At 41.5% G+C, this 24,760-nt stretch carries 21 protein-coding genes and 2 pseudogenes; 1 reads left to right on the top strand and 22 read right to left on the bottom strand.

The genetic code is table 11. From position 1 onward, the window contains the following. Positions 1 to 3: 3 nt before the first annotated feature. The 17 genes from uvrB to E1963_RS14120 all read right to left on the bottom strand — a co-directional run bounded on the left by uvrB (position 4) and on the right by E1963_RS14120 (position 18,801). Positions 4 to 1,986 (bottom strand): excinuclease ABC subunit UvrB, encoded by a 1,983-nt coding sequence (gene uvrB, locus E1963_RS14205; protein WP_132279203.1) that lies wholly within the window; start codon positions 1,984 to 1,986, stop codon positions 4 to 6. A gap of 329 nt (positions 1,987 to 2,315) precedes the next feature. Continuing rightward, positions 2,316 to 3,608 carry a tyrosine-type recombinase/integrase gene (locus E1963_RS14195; protein WP_132279197.1) on the bottom strand — a complete coding sequence of 431 codons (1,293 nt, stop codon included), beginning with the start codon at positions 3,606 to 3,608 and terminating at the stop codon, positions 2,316 to 2,318. Between the two features lies 1 nt (position 3,609). Further along, positions 3,610 to 4,833: a site-specific integrase gene (locus E1963_RS14190; RefSeq protein ID WP_132279194.1), complete on the bottom strand. Its 1,224-nt coding sequence runs from the start codon at positions 4,831 to 4,833 to the stop codon at positions 3,610 to 3,612. 17 nt (positions 4,834 to 4,850) lie between these two features. Then, entirely contained in the window at positions 4,851 to 5,048 is a 198-nt protein-coding gene (locus tag E1963_RS14185; protein WP_132279191.1) for a MerR family transcriptional regulator, read from the bottom strand. A gap of 131 nt (positions 5,049 to 5,179) precedes the next feature. After that, positions 5,180 to 5,698, bottom strand: a complete 519-nt coding sequence (locus tag E1963_RS14180) for a type II toxin-antitoxin system PemK/MazF family toxin (protein ID WP_132279188.1) — start codon at positions 5,696 to 5,698, stop codon at positions 5,180 to 5,182. A gap of 789 nt (positions 5,699 to 6,487) precedes the next feature. After that, on the bottom strand, positions 6,488 to 6,859 hold the full coding sequence (locus E1963_RS14175; RefSeq protein ID WP_330570840.1) for an RNA polymerase sigma factor: 372 nt from the start codon (positions 6,857 to 6,859) through the stop codon (positions 6,488 to 6,490). Between the two features lie 91 nt (positions 6,860 to 6,950). Beyond that, positions 6,951 to 7,232, bottom strand: coding sequence for a hypothetical protein (locus E1963_RS14170; RefSeq protein ID WP_132279182.1), 282 nt, complete (start codon positions 7,230 to 7,232; stop codon positions 6,951 to 6,953). A 194-nt stretch (positions 7,233 to 7,426) separates the two neighbouring features. Then, complete coding sequence (locus tag E1963_RS14165; RefSeq protein WP_132279179.1) at positions 7,427 to 7,891, bottom strand: winged helix-turn-helix domain-containing protein; 465 nt, start codon at positions 7,889 to 7,891, stop codon at positions 7,427 to 7,429. Further along, complete coding sequence (locus E1963_RS14160) at positions 7,884 to 10,457, bottom strand: ABC transporter permease (RefSeq protein ID WP_132279176.1); 2,574 nt, start codon at positions 10,455 to 10,457, stop codon at positions 7,884 to 7,886. Before E1963_RS14160 ends, E1963_RS14165 begins: the two co-directional genes overlap by 8 nt. Before the next feature lie 9 nt (positions 10,458 to 10,466). Continuing rightward, entirely contained in the window at positions 10,467 to 11,135 is a 669-nt protein-coding gene (locus tag E1963_RS14155; RefSeq protein WP_132279173.1) for an ABC transporter ATP-binding protein, read from the bottom strand. 110 nt (positions 11,136 to 11,245) lie between these two features. Next, positions 11,246 to 12,175, bottom strand: a complete 930-nt coding sequence (locus tag E1963_RS14150; RefSeq protein ID WP_132279170.1) for a sensor histidine kinase — start codon at positions 12,173 to 12,175, stop codon at positions 11,246 to 11,248. 1 nt (position 12,176) lies between these two features. Continuing rightward, positions 12,177 to 12,845: a response regulator transcription factor gene (locus E1963_RS14145; RefSeq protein ID WP_132279167.1), complete on the bottom strand. Its 669-nt coding sequence runs from the start codon at positions 12,843 to 12,845 to the stop codon at positions 12,177 to 12,179. A gap of 266 nt (positions 12,846 to 13,111) precedes the next feature. Then, positions 13,112 to 14,800, bottom strand: a complete 1,689-nt coding sequence (locus E1963_RS14140; RefSeq protein ID WP_132279164.1) for a lysozyme family protein — start codon at positions 14,798 to 14,800, stop codon at positions 13,112 to 13,114. 81 nt (positions 14,801 to 14,881) lie between these two features. Further along, positions 14,882 to 15,634 carry a class B sortase gene (locus E1963_RS14135; protein ID WP_132279161.1) on the bottom strand — a complete coding sequence of 251 codons (753 nt, stop codon included), beginning with the start codon at positions 15,632 to 15,634 and terminating at the stop codon, positions 14,882 to 14,884. A gap of 46 nt (positions 15,635 to 15,680) precedes the next feature. Continuing rightward, a complete protein-coding gene (locus E1963_RS14130; RefSeq protein ID WP_132279158.1) occupies positions 15,681 to 16,088 on the bottom strand; it encodes a DUF6075 family protein in 408 nt (135 codons plus the stop codon). 12 nt (positions 16,089 to 16,100) lie between these two features. After that, on the bottom strand, positions 16,101 to 18,443 hold the full coding sequence (locus E1963_RS14125; protein ID WP_132279155.1) for a VirB4-like conjugal transfer ATPase, CD1110 family: 2,343 nt from the start codon (positions 18,441 to 18,443) through the stop codon (positions 16,101 to 16,103). After that, positions 18,436 to 18,801, bottom strand: a complete 366-nt coding sequence (locus E1963_RS14120; protein WP_132279152.1) for a PrgI family protein — start codon at positions 18,799 to 18,801, stop codon at positions 18,436 to 18,438. The genes E1963_RS14125 and E1963_RS14120 overlap by 8 nt, the downstream gene beginning before the upstream one ends. 86 nt (positions 18,802 to 18,887) lie before the next feature. Between E1963_RS14120 and E1963_RS14115 the strand changes: the two genes are divergently transcribed. Beyond that, complete coding sequence (locus E1963_RS14115) at positions 18,888 to 19,268, top strand: hypothetical protein (RefSeq protein WP_132279149.1); 381 nt, start codon at positions 18,888 to 18,890, stop codon at positions 19,266 to 19,268. Between the two features lie 22 nt (positions 19,269 to 19,290). Here the strand turns inward: E1963_RS14115 and E1963_RS14110 are convergent, their stop codons facing one another. The 5 genes and pseudogenes from E1963_RS14110 to E1963_RS14090 form a co-directional block, all read right to left on the bottom strand. Next, on the bottom strand, positions 19,291 to 20,130 hold the full coding sequence (locus E1963_RS14110) for a VirB6/TrbL-like conjugal transfer protein, CD1112 family (protein WP_132279146.1): 840 nt from the start codon (positions 20,128 to 20,130) through the stop codon (positions 19,291 to 19,293). An 80-nt stretch (positions 20,131 to 20,210) separates the two neighbouring features. Beyond that, positions 20,211 to 20,510 carry a glutamyl-tRNA amidotransferase gene (locus tag E1963_RS14105; protein ID WP_330570842.1) on the bottom strand — a complete coding sequence of 100 codons (300 nt, stop codon included), beginning with the start codon at positions 20,508 to 20,510 and terminating at the stop codon, positions 20,211 to 20,213. A gap of 58 nt (positions 20,511 to 20,568) precedes the next feature. Further along, positions 20,569 to 21,024, bottom strand: a pseudogene (locus tag E1963_RS14100) (type IV secretory system conjugative DNA transfer family protein); the annotation flags it as partial. A gap of 108 nt (positions 21,025 to 21,132) precedes the next feature. Next, positions 21,133 to 22,950, bottom strand: coding sequence for a reverse transcriptase/maturase family protein (locus E1963_RS14095; RefSeq protein WP_315974346.1), 1,818 nt, complete (start codon positions 22,948 to 22,950; stop codon positions 21,133 to 21,135). A gap of 593 nt (positions 22,951 to 23,543) precedes the next feature. Beyond that, positions 23,544 to 24,635, bottom strand: a pseudogene (locus E1963_RS14090) (VirD4-like conjugal transfer protein, CD1115 family); the annotation flags it as partial. Positions 24,636 to 24,760: the final 125 nt, after the last annotated feature.

Genomic DNA, 24,760 nt, shown 5'->3' with positions numbered 1-24,760 from the left:
ATTTTATAAGTCTTCTGATATCTTTTTTAAATCAACCAATTTATCACGCAATTCTGCCGCTGCCTCAAAGTTCAGCTCTGCCGCTGCGGTCTTCATTCTCTTTGTTATCTCTTTTATGAGTTTGTCCAGCTCTTTCTTGCTCATAGATTCTGGATCCTTTTCCAGGCGCATCTCTTCTGCCGCAACTTTCTTCGAGATGCTGATGAGGTCTCGGACTGCCTTCTGAATCGTCTGAGGCGTGATGCCGTGTTCCTCATTGTACTTCATCTGGATCCGGCGGCGGCGTTTCGTCTCTTCAATCGCAAGCCGCATGGAGTCTGTCATCTTGTCTGCGTACATGATGACATGTCCTTCAGAGTTACGGGCCGCACGGCCGATAGTCTGAATCAGCGATACTTCGGAACGCAGGAACCCTTCCTTGTCCGCATCCAGAATCGCTACAAGCGTTATCTCCGGAATATCAAGCCCTTCCCGCAATAGATTGATGCCAACGAGCACATCAAACACATCTAGACGCATATCCCTTACAATCTCGGTCCGCTCAAGCGTATCGATGTCAGAATGCAGATACTTTACGCGGATTCCGAGCTCACGCATATAGTCGGTCAAGTCTTCTGCCATACGTTTTGTCAGCGTCGTTATCAGTATCTTGTTCTTTTTCGCCACTTCTTTATTCACTTCACCGACCAGATTGTCAATCTGTCCTTCCACCGGCCGCACTTCCACTTCAGGATCCAGCAGCCCCGTCGGACGGATGACCTGTTCTGCCCGCAGAAGCTCATGTTCTTCTTCATAGCGGCCCGGTGTGGCGGAGACGAACATCACCTGGTTCAGCTTGCTTTCAAACTCTTCAAAGCTGAGCGGCCTGTTGTCCTTTGCCGACGGCAGACGGAATCCGTATTCAACGAGCGTAGACTTTCTGGACTGGTCGCCGTGGTACATGCCGCCAATCTGCGGCACTGTCTTATGGGATTCATCAATCATCATGATAAAATCGTCCGGGAAATAATCAATCAGCGTATGGGGCGGCTGTCCCGGAGCCAGCCCTGTCAGATGTCTGGAGTAGTTTTCTATGCCCGAGCAAAATCCGGTCTCCCGCATCATCTCTATGTCAAAATTCGTCCGCTCGGAAATCCTCTGTGCCTCAAGAAGCTTTCCTTTGCTTTTAAAATACTGAATCTGTTCATCCAGTTCCACTTCTATCTCTTTCACCGCCCGCTCCATGCTCTCTTTTGAAACGACGTAATGGGAGGCAGGAAATATAGCGATATGGTTCCGTTCGTTCTTTATCTCACCTGTCAGCGCATCCACTTCCGTGATACGTTCTACTTCATCACCGAAGAATTCGATACGGATAACGTCACAGTCATTCATGGCCGGAATGACTTCCAGCACATCTCCCCGTACCCGGAACGTGCCGCGCTTAAAGTCCATCTCATTGCGGTCATACTGGATATCTATCAGCTTACGGATAATATCGTCCCTGTCCTTTGTCATACCCGGACGCAGGGAGATTACCATCTCCTGGTAGTCGATCGGGCTTCCCAGGCCGTAGATGCATGACACGCTGGCGATGATAATCACATCTCTGCGCTCGGACAGTGCCGCTGTCGCAGAGTGGCGGAGCTTGTCAATCTCATCATTGATGGATGAATCCTTAGCGATATATGTGTCGGATGACGGTACATAAGCCTCCGGCTGGTAATAATCGTAGTAGCTGACAAAATACTCCACCGCATTCTCAGGGAACATCTCCTTGAATTCCCCGTACAACTGAGCAGCAAGCGTTTTATTATGTGCGATAACAAGCGTCGGTTTCTGAAGTTCCTGAATAACATTCGCCATCGTAAACGTCTTACCGGAACCCGTAACCCCTAGTAAAGTCTGGCATTGGTTGCCTTCCTTGAATCCTTTTACCAGTTCTGCGATAGCCTGCGGCTGATCTCCGGTAGGCTGATATGGGGCTTTTAAAACAAATTTATTCATGGTCAAAACCTCCTTTGTGACTTTTGATACGTTCAATATCAGCCACATTTTAAAAACCATTCGTAATGAAATTCGTAACGAAAACTTAAAATCCCCGCCTTATAAATCACTTTTACGAATTTTAGAAAGCAAAAGTCACAAAACCGATTTTCGGGAATTAAATAACACTAAATAACACAAACGGGCAGAACACTTCACAGTTATCTGACTCTGCCTTAACGCACATTATAGCAAATATCTTTCTAAAAGTATATATCCCAAAGCAAAGAAAAGTACAAATGTTCGATTTTTCATTTGTACTTTTCATGCTTCCATATTCATAAGTTTTGTCAGGCGGCTTGCAAATATTCGTCCGCAATGCTCTCTATCTCTTCTATATCAGAATAATCATAATATTTGTTTTCACGCTGCTCCGGCATGACTTCTTTCATAAATGGTTCGATTGCATACAGACAGTCCTCGATAATCTCTGCAGTGTCTCCATAAATGTCCGCTGAAATGATTTCTTTGGAGTGTCCCAACATATTCGCTATTCCCTTGATGTTAAAATCATTCTTCAAGAGAATTGTCGTATATGTATTTCTTAACTGGTGGAAATGAATGTCCGGCAACTCCAGAGAAGCAAGCAACTTTTTAAAATATGGATGATGGTAGCCCTTACTTCTCGGATTTCCGTAAGTAGAACAACAAATATAATCCCAATCTCGAAACTCCTTTGATCTCCGCCTGCGGTTCTTCTCATATATCTTTCGTTGTTCCAGTATCGCCTCAAATACAAAATCCGGTATAGGAAGTTCTCTCACACTGGAAGGTGTCTTTACCTTTATCTCCTGTTTTGTCAGCATTTTGGGTTCTACATCTTCTGCCTTTGAGTTCGGTTTCTTCCCTAACTGTCTTTGGACTTTCAGCGTCTGGTTGATATAATCCACATCACTATATTTCAGTCCGTTGATCTCACCACGCCTCAGCCCCATAAGCACCGCAAACAGGATTTGCATATAAATCGGCGTTTCTTTGCCTGCTTCAATCAATTTAAATACTTGTGGCAATGTAAGTGTCTTTTTCACATCAATCTTCAGAACACGATATGCCTTTTTCTTAATCTTTTTCGGAAGTAATACTCCCTCTGCTAAATTTTCCCCAACAACATTCTTAGATTTCGCATAATCTAATGCAGTTTTCATAACGGTTTGTGCCAGTCTTGCGATAGATTCATATTGAGCAGCAACCGAATTATAAAATTTTCGGATATATCCCTGATTCAGTGTTGCCATATACATTTTTCCCAGTTGGGGAATCGCATAATTATAGACAACGTTCTTATAACTGTTATAACTATTATCCGAAATTCTAAGCCGCATAATATCTTCCAGCCAAAACTCCAGAAAATCTGCAACCTTTATCTTTCCATAAACAATATACGTCCTATCACGAAGCTGTCCTACAACCTCATCTCGTGCGGTATTTGCCTCTCTCTTACTTTTATATCCGGAGTGCTGTTTTGTCAAAGTTGTTTCATCTGCAAAAGTAAGCAGAACACGGAAACCATATCCCGTCTTTATATTAGTAACCGAGTAGACCTTATACTCTACGTATTTTTTAAATTCAAACTTCTTGCCCATGCTATCCCTCCGTCCCTGTCCTTTCCGGCACAAACGTATCGTTCATAAAGGCAATAACTTTGTCTTTCTCATCCATAACATCACAATAGTATTCATAAGTAGTATGGATGGAACTATGCCCCAACAAACCGGATATTTTCACAAGCGGCACACAACGTTCAATAAGAATGGTTGCGAACATGTGACGTAAACCATGCACGGTAATTGCCGGGAGTCCGTTCCGTTCACACATTTTGGTTAATGCCTGATTAAAGGAACTTAAAGCACGGGGCTTACCATCTGGCTGACAACTTACATATCCATTGTCATCATAGTATTTTCCTTTCCACTCTTTCTCCAACTCCACCCTGCGTAATCTGCGTTCCACTTCAATCATTACCGCTTTCGGAACACGTAGAATACGGAAACTGTTTTCTGTCTTTGGATCACGTTCAATTACCGCATATTCTTCAATTTCAAATGCACCTTTTACTTTCGGATTCGCCACCAACTGCCGACTGATTCTCATAGTCTGTTTCTCAAAGTCAAAATCACTGAACTTTAGACCAAGAATCTCCCCTTTTCGCAATCCACAAAATAATCCCAACAAAATCTCCAAATACCACGGATTTTTAGAGGCAACATTCAACAATATTTTTATCTTTTCTTTACTCAAAATGCGTATCTTCGGTTTTGCCCTCGGATATGGTTTTGTCTCCGGCAAGGAGTTATGCTGGATAAATCCATCTATCAATGCGTCTTTCATGGCAAGGCTTAAAAGTTCCCTGCCTTTGTTACCTGCCGAAATACAAACTTTCGCTGTTCCCTCCAATAATGCATCCAGATATTCCACAGTGACATACTTTAGTTTTACATCATTGGTAAGATTCGGTAAAAGCAGTTCATACAGCGTATACGAGCCTATCATCCTCGTTGTTGTCTCTATTCGTAATGAGTAAATATGTTCAAACCAATACTTCAGGTAATCGGCAAACATTACATCCGTATTCTTCAGAAATGCTACCTGAAACTCCCTTTGTCTGTCACGGTAACGATTTTCATATTCCCAATAACTTTTTTCTGCCTCTTCCGGTGTTTGGAATCCACCTTTTTTACTGTATTTCGTGGTCATATCATCCATCAACTCTTTTGTCCGGTGATACCACGAACTTCCTTCAAAAAAGACAACCCTTTTTTCTTCCTGCTTTTCTTCTTTCGTATCAACCTTTCGATTCTTCTGCACCATCTATTTCCTCACTTTTCTCACTCCCCACTCAGCCATTTATCAAATGGTTTGCAGGGGATTCTATAAACTTTGCCTATCCTGATGACACGAAACGGTTCCTGCTTATGATAAACCTCATCCAGAAATTCATAGGTTTTCGTTCTTCCTATTCCAAGCAGTTTCTGGATTTCCTCCGCACCATATACCTTTTTCGATATATCAAAAGAATCTGTCATGACCGTACCTCCTCCCATTACACTCCCTGCGATAAAAGGACTGTACGCTTATAGAATAACGTACAGTCCCCACTCCGTCTAACATGCGAATTTTTCAATCGCACACTTGACAACGCTTTATTTTTATGCTTTCAATAATATTTCTTCCTTATTAAATAATCATATCCTTGCCTGCTATTGCAGAACATACACGTTTCCTTTTTCTGTTGATGCTGGTCTGCCCTCTTTACAAAATGTTCTGGGGATTCATAAAATACTTTGACACACACTGGACAAAGGCACATCTCAATCGGTTTATCCAATTTTCTCACACCAGTACTTTTCCTCAGTGCGTCATCTACTTTACGCATTTGATGCCTGTCTATCGTCCCCACAAAATTCTCCAGATGCTTTTTATCTAAAGTCCGTATCTGCTCCAACAGTACAACAGAATTTTTCTCCAATCCCTTTCTGTTTCTCAAAGAGACATGTGTAGGAAGTTTTGTTTTTGGTCTGCTCGTGATTGCCGCTACAATTACCGTAGGACTGTATTCATTTCCGGTATTATTCTGAATAACCAGTACTGGACGAAAACCACCCTGCTCACTTCCAATGACGGGATTTAAGTCTGCATAGAAAATATCCCCTCGCTTGATTTCTCTCTCTTCCATAATCTTCCTCCTTCATATCCATGACTACTAAAAAACGTCCACTGGACGTTTTTGTCGTATGCTTGGCAACAAAAGCAGTACTCTCTCAGAATGCTGCCTCTGTCGTTATGTATCAGCCGGACACCTGATACGTCTTTGCCTAACTGTCAAGAAATTACTTTGTATCGGTTATCCGGCTACCATAATTAGCCTAAATCAGCCTATTTGTCCCCGACACCCCGGCTTACTGTGTTTACACACGGGAAGTCACCAAATGACTGACAGCGTATCAGTTCCACGGGATTTACACCCCTCCGGGGATCGCCCGGAACTGCCCTCACTTGTTGCGACATCCTCGGTGCTGATTCCGCTATGTTCGCCATGTCGCAAGCGACACGTCTCATGCGCTACATAGCTCCTCGTCTTCCCCAAAAAGGCTTGCGTCTTTTCGGGGTTCCCCGTACATGCTCGACTTTATGACCGGACAGGAGTATCATTATGCCTGTTGCCTGTTATCGCCCTGTCAGTAGCAATCTGACAGTTATAACCCGATATAACTCGCTTTTTGAATAAGACAAATCAGCCGCAAACCATTTCTTCTCTATTTGTGGGATTTCGCTGCCTTTCTCTCATTCACATCATGGCGTATCGGTTAATGTGGCTTACGCTCATCACGATAACAACAGGAACGTATTTGATGAATGGTTATTCACTTATCAAGGTTCCACCCATTCACCAATAACGGAAAACAGGCGAGTGGAATACTTGTCCCTCTCACCTGTTTCCTCACTTAAATCCAAAATTGTAACCCTATTCACTTAAAAATTTTTTCAAATTTTTTAAAGCAGCTTTTACTGACTTCACAACCGCCGGATGTTTACACTTCTCAAACTCAGCAATCTGTTCATAAGTCATACCTTCAAAGAAATACATCCATATCCTGCGTTTCTGTATGTCAGGAAGTCGGTCAATCGCTTTATATAAATCCTCTGTCTGAATATTTCGGAATACAATATCTTCTACCGTCTCAGGCTTTTCCAACGCTCTTTCATTCAGACTTGTTTCCCAAATCTCCGACTGTTCAATATGCCTGTCCCATACATTGAGATAAGATAGATCAGCCAATTCAAAACGATTGAAAGCCTCACAAAGTGACTTGTTGATTTCAAATCGCTGATACACTCCTTCTCCATCTCTGAATGATATGTAATAATGTCCGTCCTGCTCACATATATTGTACGGATTATATTTGTCCTTTCTTCTCTTTGGGTGTTTACCCTCCATGTTTTTTCCTCCAATCTGAAATTTTTTGAAATTCCAGATTGTGAGGCGGTGAACGCCCTCCATGAAGTAACAAATAGTGCCATTCTTCGACAAAAAAATGGCGTACCCGTTTGTTGGATACGCCTTCTGGATGTACTTGTTTTTTTAATAGGTATTTGTTAGGTAACTGACAAAACTTAATCAAATAAAAAAATGCCGCACTTCCCCATGAAAATACAGCAAATATGTAACCTCGTTCTTTCTTTTGTCCTACACTTTGTCCAGTCTCCATTCTTATCGCACTTCCCCCTCTCTAATGGGGAGTGCGCCTTAAACTTACAACCTTTCCCATTTTCTGCGATAACAGGAAAAGTATATTGTAGAAATTTTAGTTTTTAACGAGAAATTACTTGGATTTTGATTGGGAATATCGCAAGTTATGACAAAAAAACAGCCTGATTATCACAACCAGACTGTTTATGTAGATTATTCAGCTAGAACGTCCAGACAATATCCTATGCCTCTGACGCACCGGATTGTAAATTTACTTTCTGAAGTTACTGGACACACCTTCTTTTTCATTTTACAGATATGATAACCGATAGTATTATTCTCTACCGCATGTGAGTAATCTTTCCAGATTCTTTGATAAATCTGGTCATAAGTTAGTACAATACCCTTATGCTCTGCCAACAAATATAGTAAATCGTACTCTTTTGCGGTAAGAGGAATCTCCTCACCGGAACGATAGACTTTTCTACATTCCGTATGAATTTCAATTCCGGAAACAGAGACTATCGGCTCACTTGATACATCAAATTTATGAATGGCGGAAAATTGATTTACTATTCTCATCACTTCATCAAATAACTGATTCTCATTCTCTGCAATCTCCATGATTACGATTCGTCCGATAATTTCACTTCCTTTCTTTCTCATATCCTTATTCATATTTTCCTATACCTTCAATAATCTGCCTTGCCTTCCATTCCTTTAATATCCCCAAAGAAAGCAATACACAGATAAGCAAGGCACATGCAGACACACATATAAATGCTGGATATTCAAAAGAATAACTATGTCCAAATGCTTCCATGTCCGATATTTTGAATATATATTTTAAAATCGGATTTGAAAGTACAAATGCAATACCAACAGCGACACTTCCTAAAAGCACATTCTCAATCATAATCATTTTTTTCGTCATAGATACACTTAGTCCAATCGCCCGTAGCATACAAACTTCTCTTGTACGTACCTGCATCCGGTAGTGAAGATTATTTATCATATTGATGATTACAAGAATAAAACTAATGATTGCAATGCTGTAAATATAGACCATCTGCTTCTGATACAACCTCTCATTCTGTTGGATTTCATCAATAAGACTGCGAGTGGAAACATCTGAATGCTGATTTCCGATTCTTATCAGAGTTCTCTCTAATTCCTTTTGGTTTTCTTTGCTCATTTCCTGCCTGCCATCTAAATACAAACATTGAAAGGAACTCTCCGGCGCTATTTTTTTTATATATCGGTCATCTGTAATCAAAAGAGGATAAACCGTCCTGTCACAATCCAGAATATATGGAAATGACACGATTGCTACAATTTTCACTGTTCGATATACATACTCTGAATCTCTGTCCTGCAAGCTATCATACTCAATGGAGTCGGTTTGTAAATCCTGCCGATATTTATAGGTGATTTCATCTCCCACTTGATATCCCATCAAAGGCGTCCCTTCTTGATACGAACCCAGACTTTCTGTAGAATCATCTTTTGTTCTTAACACAGACAAAATCACTTCATCTTCTCTGAGTTTTTCCGGTGAAAAATCACCTTCCACTACAAAGTTTTCCAGTGCTTTCAATGCACTTGTATTATATCCGCATAATTTTGAATGATAGATCTGATTGACTCCGTCAAAGCCTGCGCCACCGTAACCATAAAGTTCTTCCAGCCTTTTATTATACTCATCATAATAATCGTCATTTCTTACAACATCATTTTCATCAATAATACGAACTGGAAGGGCTGAACTGGTTTTTACATCCGTAGTTTCTTCCAGTTTCATGATTTCCTCTGCACTGCTTCTTGACACGCCCTCCTCTATATTATCATAACGAAGCATAGACATAACGTACTGTCCGTTTAAATAATCCCTCTCTTTTATATCGGAGCGATAAGTTTCTGCTATCTTGGTTTCATATACCAATCCTGTAAATAAGGTTATCCCCAGACATATGGTAAGTATTACAAAACAACTGGTTTTAAAGTCCCGTACAATATATTTACATCCCATACGAATCAGAGTTCCCGTTTTTCCTTCTGCTTTATCAAGAGAAAAACCGATATGCTTTTTTTGCTTATGTTCCCATTCTCCTGAAATAATCTGCACGATTTGTTTGTCTGTTATGCGTTTTCCAATTCGGCATCCGATAGCTACGATTCCAACCGCAACCAGCAGCACACAAAATGCAAGCTGTCCTATTGGTATTACAAGAGAAAGCTTTACAGATTCATTAAATAAAAAGATTTTCTTTTCAAAATTGCCGGATAATACCATAATAAAGTACGCCAACAGTATTCCGGCTAAAATCCCAACCGGCACACTAATCATATAAATCTGAAATAATTCAGCCAGAATGATTTTATGCACCGTCTTCTTTTTCATGCCCAATGCTCTCAAAATCCCATACTGCTGTACTCTTGCGAAAACTGCAATTCGATAGATTCCATAAAAAATCACCATACCGATAACAAAAATCAAAAGAACAATTTCTCCGCATAAAACATAAAATTCTGTGTAATTCTCTCTTGCCGGATTTTCCTTTATCTGTTTCCTTTCAATTCCTAATTGCGTCTGCAAATTCCTGATTTTTTCTTTAAAAGATACATTTTCTCTAAATTGCAAATATGCCATAAAAGACTGGGTATCCACAGCTTTTACATCCATTGGAGAATGCAGTTCTAATACTCCTGACTTCTTATTCCGGTAAACGTCCGATAAAATTCCTGTCAGACAAAACTCTTCTTCCACACCTGTTTCATAGTTGGTTAACGTAAAAACAGCGCCGACTGTGGGTTCTATTCCAAGATTCAAGAGCACCCACTTTTCTGCGGCAACTTCTCCCTTTTCTTTTGGATAGGTTCCTTCTATCATCTTTGACGTCATTGTCATAATCTTTTCCTCAGCTTTTGTTAAAAAAACTGTCTGATTATTTTTTTGATAAGCAGTATATGCTCCCTGTTGCATATATACCCATTCTATTTCCGGATCTTTTTTTAGCTTATCAACCTGCTGCCAAGACAGATTATCAATATAACAGTCACCCGGCGCATACTCTAGTTTCGCCTGCAAATTAGAAATTTGAAAATTTGTGCGCAACAATACAAGCATGACTGTAAGCAGCAGAAAAGTCAGGGAAAAACTCAGAAAAATTGCTGCTGTATTTTTTTTATAATTCTTTAAAAAACATCTGTGTAGTTTCAGCTTTTTTTCCGCATTTGCTTTCATGAGTTTCACCTACTTTCTTATAATTCTGCCATCCTCAATCCGCAGAATCCTGTCAGCATGCTGTGCAATTTCTTCATTATGTGTAATCATAATGACCGTCTGATTGAACCTTTCACTGGTTATCTTTAATAATCCTAAAACATCCTGACTTGTCCGGGAATCCAGATTTCCGGTGGGTTCATCCGCAAGAATAAGCGTCGGTTTTATAGCAAGCGCTCTAGCAATTGCCACTCTTTGCTGCTGACCGCCTGACAATTCATTTGGTATATTCTTTAGCTTTTCCCGAATGCCAAGTATATTTACAATTTCCATAACATACTCTTTATCTACCACTCTTCCATCCATTTTTAAAGGCAAAATAATATTTTCCCATACGTTCAGCATAGGAATTAAGTTATATTGCTGAAAAATAAATCCGATTTTTCTTCTTCGAAATACGGTAAGTTCATCATCTGATAATTTCTGCAGTTCCTTTCCATCCATCCATATTTCCCCATCTGTAGGAACATCCAAGCCTCCAATCATATTTAAAAGTGTTGTCTTTCCACTGCCTGAAGAACCTACGATTGCGATAAACTCACCTCTCTTTGCCACAAGATCAATATCATTAAGAGCAGAAACCTTTGTTTCACCGGTTCCGTATATTTTCTTCAACCCTTTTGTTTCAAGAATCTTCATCTGCACTACACTCTCCTCTCATGAAAACATAAAAAATAGTCTGTATTCCGATATCCTTCTTCTATACAGACTATATCACATTATTATCTCAAACTGGTTTCTCAAATATCTCAGTTCTGAGAGATTTCATTTTTCAGAAAAAATAAGGAAAACCGACTGCCTTCCCCAATCTTGGAACTCACTTTAATATAGCCATCCTGAGTTTTCATGACTTCCCGTGCAAGATACAGACCAATCCCTACTCCCGGCTCCTCACTGACCATCTCGGAGCGATAAAATCTGTGAAAAATTGATGCCTGCTCCATCTCTGAAATTCCAATACCATCATCTGTAACATCCATTCGCACCAGCGAAGAATAGGATTCTACATGAATTTTTACAGTTCCACCGGACTTTGTATATTTTATTCCGTTGTCTACAACATTGGCAACTGCTTCTATGGTCCATTTTAGATCAAAAACTGCCGATTCCCCGGTATTTTCAATCAGTAATTGAACACCCTTTTTTTCTGCTTTTTCTTGAAATTGTATTCGAATGGTATCCAAAATCGGCTGTAATAACTGATATTTCTTATTTACATGAATCATTCCGGTTTCTGTACGAGAAAGTTTTACCAATGTTTCAATAAGAAAATCTAATTTCTCTACCTGTTCCTGAATAGCTGCCATTTCTTCCAACACACAGGATTTTTCCCTGTCCCTTGTCCTGATCTCCTCTTCTGCCAACTGAGAATACAAAATAATATTTGAAATTGGTATGACAGCCTGATGAGAAATATCTGATATTTTTGACTGTATCTGCATTTTCTCTCGTCTTACATTTTGTTCAAACACTTCTTTATCACAAATATACCGCCACATATCATTTTCGATTGTCGCTGTCTTTGATTCGTCCAACTGCACATCCAACGCTTTTCCTGCAATAGCATGATCCAGCATTTTCTGGAGCTGTCTTATTGTCTTTCTCTCTTTTTCCCAAAAAAAGACTGCTATAAGAATCCCGGTTAAAAAAGTAATACTTCCTGCCCAAACATACCACATACTATTTTCCTACCCACATATATCCAATGCCGTAAACAGTCTTGATGTAATTCTGATCATCGCCGCCTAATTTATTTCGCAGACGATTCACAACAACTGTTAAAGCATGTTCATCGACAAATTCATTTTCTCCCTGCCAAACATAATCAATTAACTGCTCTCGGGTAATGCTTCTGCCCATATTTTCTACCAGTTTTCTCAGTAATCTCTGTTCCGTTTTGCTTAACTCCAACACATTATCCTTTTTTAAGAACTCCATCCTATGGAAATCAAAACGAAAATCACCAACAGAAAAAAGGAATGATTTCATCACTTTATTTCTTAACTGCACTGCTACCCTTGCACGAAGAACAGCGAGGCTGAAAGGTTTCGTAATGTAATCATTTGCTCCCATTTCAAGTCCTGACACAATATCCATTTCCATTTTATTAGCCGTTAACAAAATAATCGGTATCAAATCTGTTTTCCTGATTTCCTCCATAAAGTCAAATCCGCTACCATCCGGAAGATTCACATCCAACAAGATCACATCGAAATGATCTGCATGATAAAGCTCTTTTGCCTCTTTTATGCTAAATACCTGCTCACAGCAGTATTCTCCTCTCAGTGCCAGTTTTATTCCATCATTCAGTTTTTTATCATCTTCTATAATCAGTATTTTACCCTTCATTCTACCAGTCACCTTTTATATAAAAAACATCTTTCACGTCTAAACCCAAATTATTCCGAAACCTGTAATTCTCACCATACAATTCAAAATAAATTTAACTTTTATTTATTCAACAATTCTCATACTTGTTATTTATTATACGGCATTTGCACAGACTTCTCAATTACTTTTCGTTTACAAAATAGTGAGTCCGAGGCTCACACCCCGGACTTCTTTTCATAATCACTCGTCTAATAGCCCATGTCTCAAAACTTCTTTTCTCTTTCCTAATATTCTGGAATTCCATATCCGTAAATCACGCTACTACCAACCGAATAAGAATTCGTAGCCACCTTATCTCCACTGTTACCTTCTATTGTATGCACCACACCATTCTCTACACGTTCGACAATCCCCACATGGTTTGTCTCCATATCTCCTGACCATATAAAAAAGATAATATCTCCTGCCTTTGGTACATAACTTCCATCCTGCCACTGTCCATGACTCTGAAACCATTCTGCCCCTACCGTACATTTCGCAAATTTCGGGATTACACCGCTTGCAATATAGCCACATTGATCTGCGCACCATGACACAAAGCAGGCACACCACTCTTCTCTTTTATTAAAACCATACCAGCTCCAATAGGGTTGACCGCCCGCATTTCCTATCTGTGACAATGCTATCTGTACAATCGCCTGATTTCCGATTCCTGTCGGGATTCGTCCAAACACATAATATCGGAGTACATGAGGTACATACTGCTTGTCCCCATAATTTTCCCATCCCATACGTTCTGCCATCATATCGGAAAATTCTGCGGCATTACTCATGGTATAACCTCCATAGTGTTCTCTCGCCCATGAAATATAGCCATTTCCAAAATTATAGGCTTGTAATGCCAATTTAATATTATCCATATCCACTGGATTTTCTACTCCGGCGCTCTCCAGACAAGCCTTCAATTCCTGCACACCGCAGGCAATGGAATATTCCGGATCAGTGATACCATTGGGCTGTCTTGGATATCTGGTATTAAAGGCTCCTTCTGAACTCTGCATAGGATCAAGTCCCCGTCCACCGGATTCCTGCATCATCACCGCCTTCAGAAGTTCCACATACTCACCGATACCATATTGATTTGCATATTTTCGTATCAATGGCTCATAGGCTTTTACTTCTGCACTGACTGGAGTAACTGTATTGGAATTGCCTCCGCCCACCATACATAATATACCGCCAAACAAAATCACAATAACCAAAATCAGCACCGCTATCCATCCACCTGCAAAAATAACACTAATCAAGGCTTTTGTTGCGGCTATGATTGCTCTTACCGCTGCCACTGTGGCTCTCGCCGCCGCTCTGGCGGTCTGTGCGGCTGTCCTTGCCGCCTGCCTAGCCGCCATTGCTGCTTTTTCCGCTGTCTTTACGGAAGTCTGTGCCGCTATCCGGGCGGTTCTTGCGGCATTCTGTGTAGTCTTGACTGTAGTTCGAGCGGTCTGCTCTGCGGTCTTTACTGTCCGGCTTGCATATTTCACAGTACCTTTTCCAGTATTCTTTACCGCCTGTCCGCTATATTCCGCAGTCTTGATGGTCTTTTCCCCTCTCTCCAATGTTCTGATGGACTGTTGTCTCAAAGACTTCGCTTGAACCGCCTTCTTCTTTGCCAGTTCCTGACCGCTTTTTCGAATGTGTTCTTTCGGCTGGTGAATGGTATCTTTGATACCATTTAACGCTTTTTTACCCTGTTTCCACGTCTGATGTGCTGTCTCATGTGCCGCAGTATCTGTACTATTTGATATTTTGCTTTCCGCATAGTCCACCGGGGTAGCATACTCTGTATTTCTTGTCTGCTCGGCACTGTCTTTTGTCCGCACATACGCTCGCTTGATTCGTTCTGCACCTGTAACCGCTTTATCCAACACTTTTATATCCTTATGGATTTGGCGTGTTCTGATTTCCTTACCCATCGCTCCGCCTCCTTTCATCTTTCTTGCCGCATAACGTATAGACACACCGCTGCGGTATTGGGGATAAAAGGAAATCTGCTGTTATTCCACGATTTTCTTCGCAACTACAACCAATCTTCCGTTTTCTGCGGAATATTCACAGGTAGATAGTGTAATCAGTTTATCGCCATATTCTGCTGTCACACCCGTATCATAAAATGCCAGTTCCTTACACGCTTTGATATAACTGTTAAAATCTTCCTCTTTCTCCGCCTTTGCAAACAGATAATAGGGGAATCCGCTATCGTCATACACGGTCGTTTTAAATACCGCCACCACCTCATACTCTGCGGTCTCCGTCAGCGTATCGAAACAAATGACCTTATGCTCTTCATAAAAATGTTTTTCCTTATAACCCATCAAAGCCCCGAACATCTTTCCGCCTTTGATGTGATGACCGTAAATCGTCAGATTATCGCTCTCACCCGGATCACAATGCTCTGCGATATAAGGCACACCGTAATCACTGTATTCTTTTTCAAAACTGTGCTTCAGATAAAAGTCCGGCTTATCCGGCGTGTACATGACCGGATAATTGATACTCGTTCCCACAATGGAAATCCACCCTGCCATATCCGGATTCTGATAAAACAATTCCTGATAGCGGTCTAACGTAAAAGTCCTCTCTTTTCCCGTCACTTCTTCATCTCCAGACTGCTCTATCATCTCTGCCAATTCCTTAAAATCCTCTGTGTATTTCTGTGCATTGGTATAATGGCTGATTACCTGAAAGATTGATACACCAAACAGAAAAGTACATAAAATCATTCCTAACACATACATTTTTTTCTTCATTCTTTGCCTCCATCTAAAAAAACAGGTGCTTTCACCTGTTCTACATTTATCGCTCTTCTACCCTTACATTTGGTTTCCCTACTCCTGTTTCCCTGCAATACTCTGGATATTTCAACCGGATTGCATCAAGAAAATACGGAGCATATCCACAATCAAACATTTCATACGGCGTAGACAGTTGTTCATTCTTTTCTTCCGTATATCCATTCCACAGATTAAAAGCAAGGCGTGTAAGCTTGACTGTTCCTCCGGTCTGCCATCCTTCATGCAATGCCTCTGGGTTGATACAATCCTCCCGAAAAGAAAATAACCTGTTGACATTTAACCGTGTCGTTTCTGAAATACCCACACAGTAGAAAAACGCCTGATGATAACTGTCTTTCACCCTACACCGATCCAGCATGTCAAAGAAAAACTGTTTATGCTCTCTGGAAGAAAATTTAATTTCCATCATACCCGCCCCTCCTTATGGCTGTCTGTTCCGGTTGGCACTATCTTCTCCCGGTTTTGTAGTCATCAGTTTATAAAGCCTTGTATTCCTCGGAAATTTATTCACGAATGGCACAAGGGAACTTCCATACTTAATCAGTCCACACCCTGCGTCTGCATTGGTGATATAACTCATCTGCTCGTTGGAGATATTCAAAAGTTCCGCAAGTTTCTGACGGTCTGACGCTGCCTGATTCAGCATAACGATAAATTCACTGTTAGACAGCATAGTGCTGGCAAGAACAGAATCCAACAGATACTCCACATTCTGCGTGATTGCGTTCGGGAACGCATTTCTCTTACGGAATCTTCTCCATGCGGAATTGAAGAACGCTCCGGAATACTCATTTTCAAACACCACATGAAACTCATCTAAGAAGATATGAGTACGTTTCCCTTTCTTCCAGTTCTCCGTCACACGATTCAGCATAGCGTCTGTGATAACGAGAAGTCCCATTGTTTTCAACTGTTTTCCCAAATCCATGATGTCGTACACAACCATGCGATTATTCACATCCACGTTACTCTCATGTGCAAATGCATCCAAACTTCCGCTTGTAAATAATTCCAGCGCCAGTGCAAGGTCATGTGCCTCACGCTCCGGCTGCTCCAACATTTTCTCACGAAGTAAACAAAGTGTCGGTACTCGCCCTCCTCTCTGGTAATCCTCATAGACTGCGGCGGTACAGCGGTCAATGATAGACTTCTCTTTCGCACTCACCCCTTTTGTATCCAACTGTTCAAACAGAGAGAGGACAAACTCAGACTTGTCAATGACCGGATTTCCTCCGTCTCCATATCCTTCTACCATATCCATTGCATTGATGTGGTCACGACTGCCTGCTGCTATCCGAATGACTTCGCCGCCCATTGCCTCAATGAGTGAGGCATATTCTCGCTCCGGATCACAGATTAAAATATCATCACCCGTGGCAAGTGCTAAAAATACAATCAGCATTTTGGCGTTAAAGGACTTTCCACTGCCCGGTACACCTAATAAGAAAGAGTTTGGATTCAGAAGTTTTGCCTTATTGCACATGATAAGGTTGTGTGAGATTGCATTTTCCCCACAGTAAATACCGCCCTCGTCCATAATCTCCTGCACCCGGAATGGCATTAACACTGCAAGACTTTCCGTAGTCAAGGTGCGGAGTGCATTGATTTTTCGATGTCCGATAGGTAATACCGTATTTAACCCGTCCATCTGCTGAAATTTCAATGTGGCAAACTGGCACAAATGCTTTCTTGCCACGGTCAAAAGTGTGTCCGTATCTGCGTCCAATTCCTCCTTTGTCTCTGCGGTATGCACAAGGGTAAGAACAGAAAACATCATCCGCTGGTCACGGGTAGTCAAATCATCTAAAAACTCCTTGCTCTCTTTCCGCTGCTGTTCCATATCATAAGGCACAACTGCGGAAAAATTATTGTTGGCATTCTGCCTTCTCTGCCAGTTAGTGATATTTGTTTCCACTCCTAACAGTCTGTTCTCCACCTCCCGCACTGCCTCATCTGTCGGTACGGGAATCACATCAATACTTAACATCATGTTCCGGTTCAGATCGGTAAGTTCTGCAATCATATTGTCTTTGATATAAGAAGCATACTCCCGAAGAAATAACACCCGTCCAAAACGATTCCCCATTTTGAAATGGTCTTTTTCAAACTCCAGACTGTCCGGGCAGATAAAATCTTTGAAACTATGCCCCTTTTTCATGGTCTTTGCCATATCGAAATAAAAGCCTGTCTCTTCTCCGGTACGGTAAAAATCGTGCAAAGCTCTCAATTTATCCGTTGCGTCCATCTCCACGCATCTGGAACCCAATCTTGAAAAATGACTGACTAAATCTGTTCCTACACGGGAGAAATACATCCTCGCTTCTTCGATGGATTTCTTATAGACCGATACCGTCACATACTTTTCTTGCACCATGCTGTTTGCCCCGGTAGCCTTTACAATCAACATTTTGTTGTATTCCTTGCGATATAAATCCAGTCCGTCCTCCTGCATGGGAATCAAGATTGCTTTCTCAAAATCCTGCTTATTCAACCTCCGGTTATTTATGGTAATCTTTGTCGTGGCTCCGCTGTCAAAAGAATTTAACAGTTCGCTGTACTCCAAAAACATTGCCTCCTTATCCTCCCTGCTCGCCACTGCATAATTGATGTCTACGAATTTATAGGTACGGGCGAACTTGTTTTTTCCTACTTGAAAAATCCCATCTTCCCAGATTGCTTGAACAGGAATTGCCTGCTGGACACTCTTCGGCACAACAAATTTCTCTTTATCCTGCTTGAAAATATTTCGTAATGTCTTAATCATGTTTCTTTAACTCCTCCTTCTCATGGGTTTCAATGCTGGTTTTCAGAATTTCATAGTACAGATTCTCTGGATAGAAAATCAGACGCTTGGGAATCAAAAACTCTGACTTCATCCACGCATACACAAACTGCTCCGCATTCATTCCGTGGTATTTGATAAATCCCAATGCTGCAAAAGGTGCTGCTCCCAACACACACATCCAACTCACGGTTTCCGTTCCCACATAGGGACGTAACAAAAAATAAAGCCCGACAGCAACGCCGCAGGCTAATACAGAAAAAATAAACTGCCGCATGGACAGTCCGAAAAACATGGATTCCGTATAATTACGAATCTCTCGATTGATTTTTACTTCCAAAATAAATACACCTCCAATTCGCACATTTGCTCTTTGCTTTTTTTCTGATATACTGAAAAGAAAACACGAAAAAGGGGGATTTTATTATGCCACTAGGACTTATCCTTTCACTCTCCGTTACCCTGTTTTTATTCGTTCTTTCTTTTCTGTTTAAAATTGCAGGCAAACTCCGTCTTACCTTACCGTTGATTTATCTTCTGCTCGTTTCTACCATTCTGAATAAATGGGCGGCAAGTCATGAACCACTTGCCATTGCTATTCTATATCTCTTGGTCGCTCTTTCTATTGTCAGTTGGCTCTTCGCCCTGAAAGAGAAATGGCAGGAACACAGATATTACAAGGCACTGGAAGAAGATATGGCATGGCAGATAAATCGTGCCAGAGAAAAAGGTATTTCTACCGATTCCGTACATTTTGATACAGACGGAAATCTTCGCTACAATACAACAAATGAGATTGTGGAATAGGACACTGTTACAGGTGTCCTTTTTACAATCCCATCATCTCCCTTACCACTCTGTCCGCCATCTTAACTGCCCCTACAAGCACCAACATATTGAAAATCAGTTCCCCGATATAACTCCACACCATTGTCACTGCCGCTGCGTCCGGGTTGACCACTGGCGGTGAAGCCGCAAACACAGAGAAAATAATACACGCCAGCACGATAATCGCACCTTCCAGACAAACCGCCGCATAGGACTTCATAAAACTCTTTCCCACGTTTTGTGTCGGCTCTCCGGCAAATGTGGATAGTGGCACCGGAGCGATAGCGGTATAAAGATACAGACGGAAAAATCGCCCATATACCGACATAATCATAATAAAACTTAAGACAGTAATAAATAAACCGCCAATCAACGTTACCGCCCACAGAGGAATACTCTCAAAAAATCCACAGTCTTCCACTGCGGTCACAATCTCCTGCGGCAATACGGTCTGCTGTGCTGTTCCAAAACCTGCTGTATTCATTATGGTACTAATCACTCCCTGTACAATCTCAAAGATTGCCATCATAAGCTCCAGCCCATAGGTAATCACACCCTTTGCAATGGCAAATCGCACAAACAGTTTCAGGGCGTGTTCCGGTTTCTTCACTTCTGTAAAACTTCCACAGGTTTTCACTACTCCTACCACAAAGAACAAGACCAAAAGCGCATATCCGATTGCCTGAAGCGTTCCGTGTATCGTGACAATCACACTCCAGATATTGCCCCCTTTGAATGTCTCCGGTGACTGTGTGATAATCTGCCAGATTTCCGCCAGTTTACTGTTCCATGTGTCCAGGGCATTGATGAGATTCTGTACTACCCAATTATCTGAGTCCACTTCTTTGCACCTCCTTTTTCCAAACAGGACAGACGTTTCCGCCTGCCCTGTGTCTTTTGTCTTAAATCAATCCATTTTCTTTATCCTGCAATCAAGGTCAGAATCTCTTTTGCAAACGTAATGATAACACCGCCTGCCAGTGTCAAGAATCCATTGGCTCTCTGGCTCGGATCATGGGACTTTAAAGAAAGTCCTATCTGCACAATACCAAATCCCAACAGAATCATTCCGATAGCACGAATCAAACCAAAGATAAATTCAGACAGGTTATTAACTACCGCAATGGGATCGCCTGCGGCAAATGCGGTTATCGTTCCCATTGTCATCATCAGTACCAGTGCTGCATACACTGCAAAGGCTCTTCGTGCTTTTCTTTCCATCGTAATTCTGCCGGGATTCTTCTCATTTTCTCTGTTCTTTCTGTTGTTAAAAATCATGTTACATGTCCTCCTTGTTCTGACTGAATAATTCTTCTAAATCCTCATCGGATAGAAGTTCAAATGCTAAATCTTCTGTCTGTTCCGGCTGAAACTCACCCTCCAGACTATCCGCTAGTGAAATAGCGGCTACTGCCTCCGTTACTTCTCCGTGTCGGTATGGCTTTCCTTTCCCATCCGTGGTCAGTTCCACGTTTGGGTGTTTTAAAATATCAAATTTCTCATCCATCACTGGACGTTCACCACGAATAAAAAGAAGTGCGTACCGATTATCCAGCATACGCACTTCGTCCGGCGTCAAAAGTTCACGCCCTGATATTTGATAATTCGTTGAATAGTTTCCGGAATGCCCAGTAGATTTTCCATAGGTGTTCATATCTATGGTTGCTTTTCCGAGCAGCTCGCTCACATATTTGTGGGTACTCTGTTCATTTCCTCCCAAATAAAGAAATTCATCATGAGGTAAGGTTCAGCTCATCCCTTGCAGGACTTGCATCCCCTCCCTCCCAAACCGCACGTACACCTCTCGATGTATACGGCTTTCCGCTTACTATATTTGCGGTGTTTAAGAATGAATCAATTGATGGCAGTCCGGGCATACCACCAGAGTTTTTCGTCTCCTCTTTCGCATGAGAAGCACCCACTCTGAGTTGCCCTTCAGGTCTTTCAGTTTCTTAACTTGGTGAATTTCCAGATTTCTGCATTCCTTATTGCACAATTCACAGGTATGACGTTCCACTCTTTGCTTCAGGGTGTTGGTTTTAGCATATTTTGAGTATTGTGGCAACTCACTGACATTATCAAATTTTGTTGCCTTTTCTTTACGCTTGAATCCATCCCTATAAAAAGTTGTGGTTTTCCTGCCTGCTTTTGTATCATATGCAACCGTAAATAAGTCTCCGACACAATATCTGCGTTTGATTTCATGGACATTTGTTTTGTATTTACACGCAAATGTTTTGTACATACTATATTTCATGACATTGGCAAATTTACCTATTTTATGGGCATCATTTGCAATAGAATAGTAATTGTACAATCCACGTACTTCTGCATTATATCTTGCCAGAATCTCTATATCACTCTGATTCACCAGCTTGCCCCTGTGCAGGGCAACGAATCTTTCTCTGCCATTTTCGTTAATCTTGATTTTGATAGCATTATATTCCAGTAACTTTCCTACCCACTTTTCTCTGGGTACCAGCAATCTCACCACTCCTGCATGGCTTCTTACTTTATAACCACCTGCTGACTTCTTTAATTCCTGACTTCTGGATACTGTGATGTCATATCCTAAAAATCTGGCTCTGTCTCCGGTATGCGTTACTTTCGTTTTTGCATCGGACATCTCTAAATCTAATCTGTCCATTAGGAACTTGCCAACGTCAGATTTAATCTGTTCGGCATCTTTTTTGTTCCCGATTACTCCAATAGTAAAATCATCGGCGTAACGTACATACTGGATACGCTTATAGGAATCATCTAATGGCAGTGCAGGTGTTATTTGTCTTTCCACAGTTTCCAGTGCCTTTAGCCTTTTAGTTCTTTCCATGCGTTCATCCGGGGATAAATCCGTCCACTTTTCCTTGCCTTTGCGCCTAAAATAAGATGCTCTTTTCATGGCTTTATTGTACTCCGGATTCATTCTTCTTTTCTTTCCCTGACTAAATGCCTGTGCATAGTTTTCCATGAACTTATCCAGTTCGTGTAGATATACATTTGCAAGCACTGGACTAACACCGGACCCCTGCGGGACACCGCTGTATGTCCTGTTGTATGTCCATTGCTCCATATATCCTGCTTTTAGGAACTTCCAAATAAGCTGTATAAATGTCTCATCATCTATGCGCTTTCTCAGAAGCCGAATAATCGTGTGGTGATTAAAACTATCAAAACAGGCGTGAATATCACCTTCTACAAACCAGTTTGCACCTGTAAAGGTACTCTGTATCTGCTGTAATGCCGTCTGACAGCTTTTGTTTGGTCTGAACCCATGTGAGGTTTTTCTGAACACTGGTTCATAAATGCTCTCTAAAATCATTTTCACTACTCCCTGCACAAGCTTGTCATTTCCCGACTGGATTCCCAGCGGACGCTTTTTATTGCTGTTTTTCTTTGCAATGTATTCCCTTCGTGCAGGTTTTGGCTGGTAACTTCTGTCCCTCAGGGAATCTATAATCCCGTTGATTCTTTCGTCACTCATTCCATCAATCGTTGTTCCGTCAGCACCGGCAGTCATACTGCCGGTATTTGCATATATGTTCTTATATGCAAGCCAATAGAACTCTGGATTGTACAGATTCCGATACAACCTCTGAAATCTGTATGATTCATTCTTTGACTTTTCCGTCAAACTACATAATACTTCGATTGGATTTCTCAATGCCTCTCGCACCGTCCTTTCTTCTTGTATTAGTAAATAAGCTGCTCCCCTTCGCCATGTGAACGTCATTAACGTCTCAGACTACTATGGGAGCTGTGTGACCATGCCCGTTACCGGGTTTAGGTCATCCACGGTTAGTAAATATAGGATTAGCATTCAGTGTTGTCGGCACCGACTTTCGCCATTTACCCACTGTCTTGTGGTTGTCTTTCCATGAGTATCGCTTGATTCCACAATTGCGAAATGTAATCAACATGGAATAGCATACGTTTCAATCCTTTTCGTATGCGGAGTCGGGTTCCCCCACTCTGGCTATCGTTCAGGCAGTTTAGCTTTATACCTCATACACTGATTTTTATTTTTGTACATTCGGTCACTTAGGATTAACATCCTCCTGTACAGGCTCTCACTTAAAGGATAGTAAGAGCGACAACATGCTACACTCCCCTTCGGGTTTCCCCTCTCGGATAAGTTGTAAAATAATAGGCTGTGATTTTTCATCACTTGATACTTTTACCTACCGCTTGCTAAAGGCGGAATCCTATAAGTACCACGTCGCCAATTTATATCGCGCTGGCGGCTTCCGTGCGCACGCAGTTGCCGATAATCGCCTCCCATTCTTTCTCAAACAAGGCTTTCAAGGCAGCGATATTTTGCAGTACAATCGAGACACTTACCGCCCTTGACCGCATAACACTTAAAATTTTTGAAAAATCGTCTGGCAGAGATACGTTACTAAATTCGTCCATCAAGAAATGAACTGACTCAGGCAGGCTCCCGCCATGCTTATAATCTGCCAGATAAAATAATTGCTGGAACAACTGTGTATATAAGATAGATACCAGAAAATTGTAACTGGTATCGTTATCCGGTATCACCGCAAACAAAGCAACCTTCTTCTCTCCCAAAGACGGTAAATCCAAATCGTCCGTTGCGGTCAGTGCAGATAAACTTGACAGGTTGAATTTCTCCAGTCTTGCCGCCAGTGTAATCTGAATGGACTTTAATGTTTTTGCACTTCCGGAATGATAATCTTTATAATACTTCACTGCGATATGATCCGGCTCTCTCATCTCTAGACGTTCAAACAATTCATCTAACGGAGATTGGTACTCATCGTTATCTTCCCGTACTTCCCCTGCTCGCAATAGTTCCATGACCATCGGGAAATTCTGTTCCTCTTCCGGTGCTTCGTATTTCAAATAAAAAATAAGTGCCAGTAACAGCATAGAAGCGGCGGTATCCCAAAAGGGATCGTTGCTCTGACTTCCCTTTGGTGTCGTAGCTTTAAAGAGATTTGTCACCAGACGCTGTACATCATTATCGTCCTTCAGGTAAACAAATGGATTGTAGCAATGGCTCTTCTCCATGTTAATCAAATCCAGCACCCTGACTTCATATCCTTTCTGCTCCAAAAGGTGTCCGGTATCTCGTAAATTCTCTCCTTTCGGATCAAGCACCACAAAAGAAGTGTTTGCCTGCATAAGATTGGGTTTGCAATAAAAGCGGGTTTTTCCCGCCCCACTTCCTCCTACCACAATGGTCAACAGGTTTCTACGGTGTTTGCGGCTGTTATAACTAATCCGCACATTCTTAGTCATCAGTTTATTTGCCTCAAAGTTTTTTTCGCTGTACTTCTTATTGACTTCCTGCGTATTTCCCCACTGTGCTGAACCATGCTCCTCTCCTCCTAATATATAAGTGTAGGGTTTCAGTACCCAACAGCCAGTTGGGACTTAATCCTCTCATTGTTTAAGCTGTATAATGAGCAGGCATTGGTGTGACGTTTTCTCCTTGGACCATCAGGTGT

It is taken from the genome of Extibacter muris (genome assembly GCF_004345005.1).
Classification (GTDB): domain Bacteria; phylum Bacillota; class Clostridia; order Lachnospirales; family Lachnospiraceae; genus Extibacter; species Extibacter muris.
This window is presented reverse-complemented; position numbering and strand designations above follow the sequence as displayed.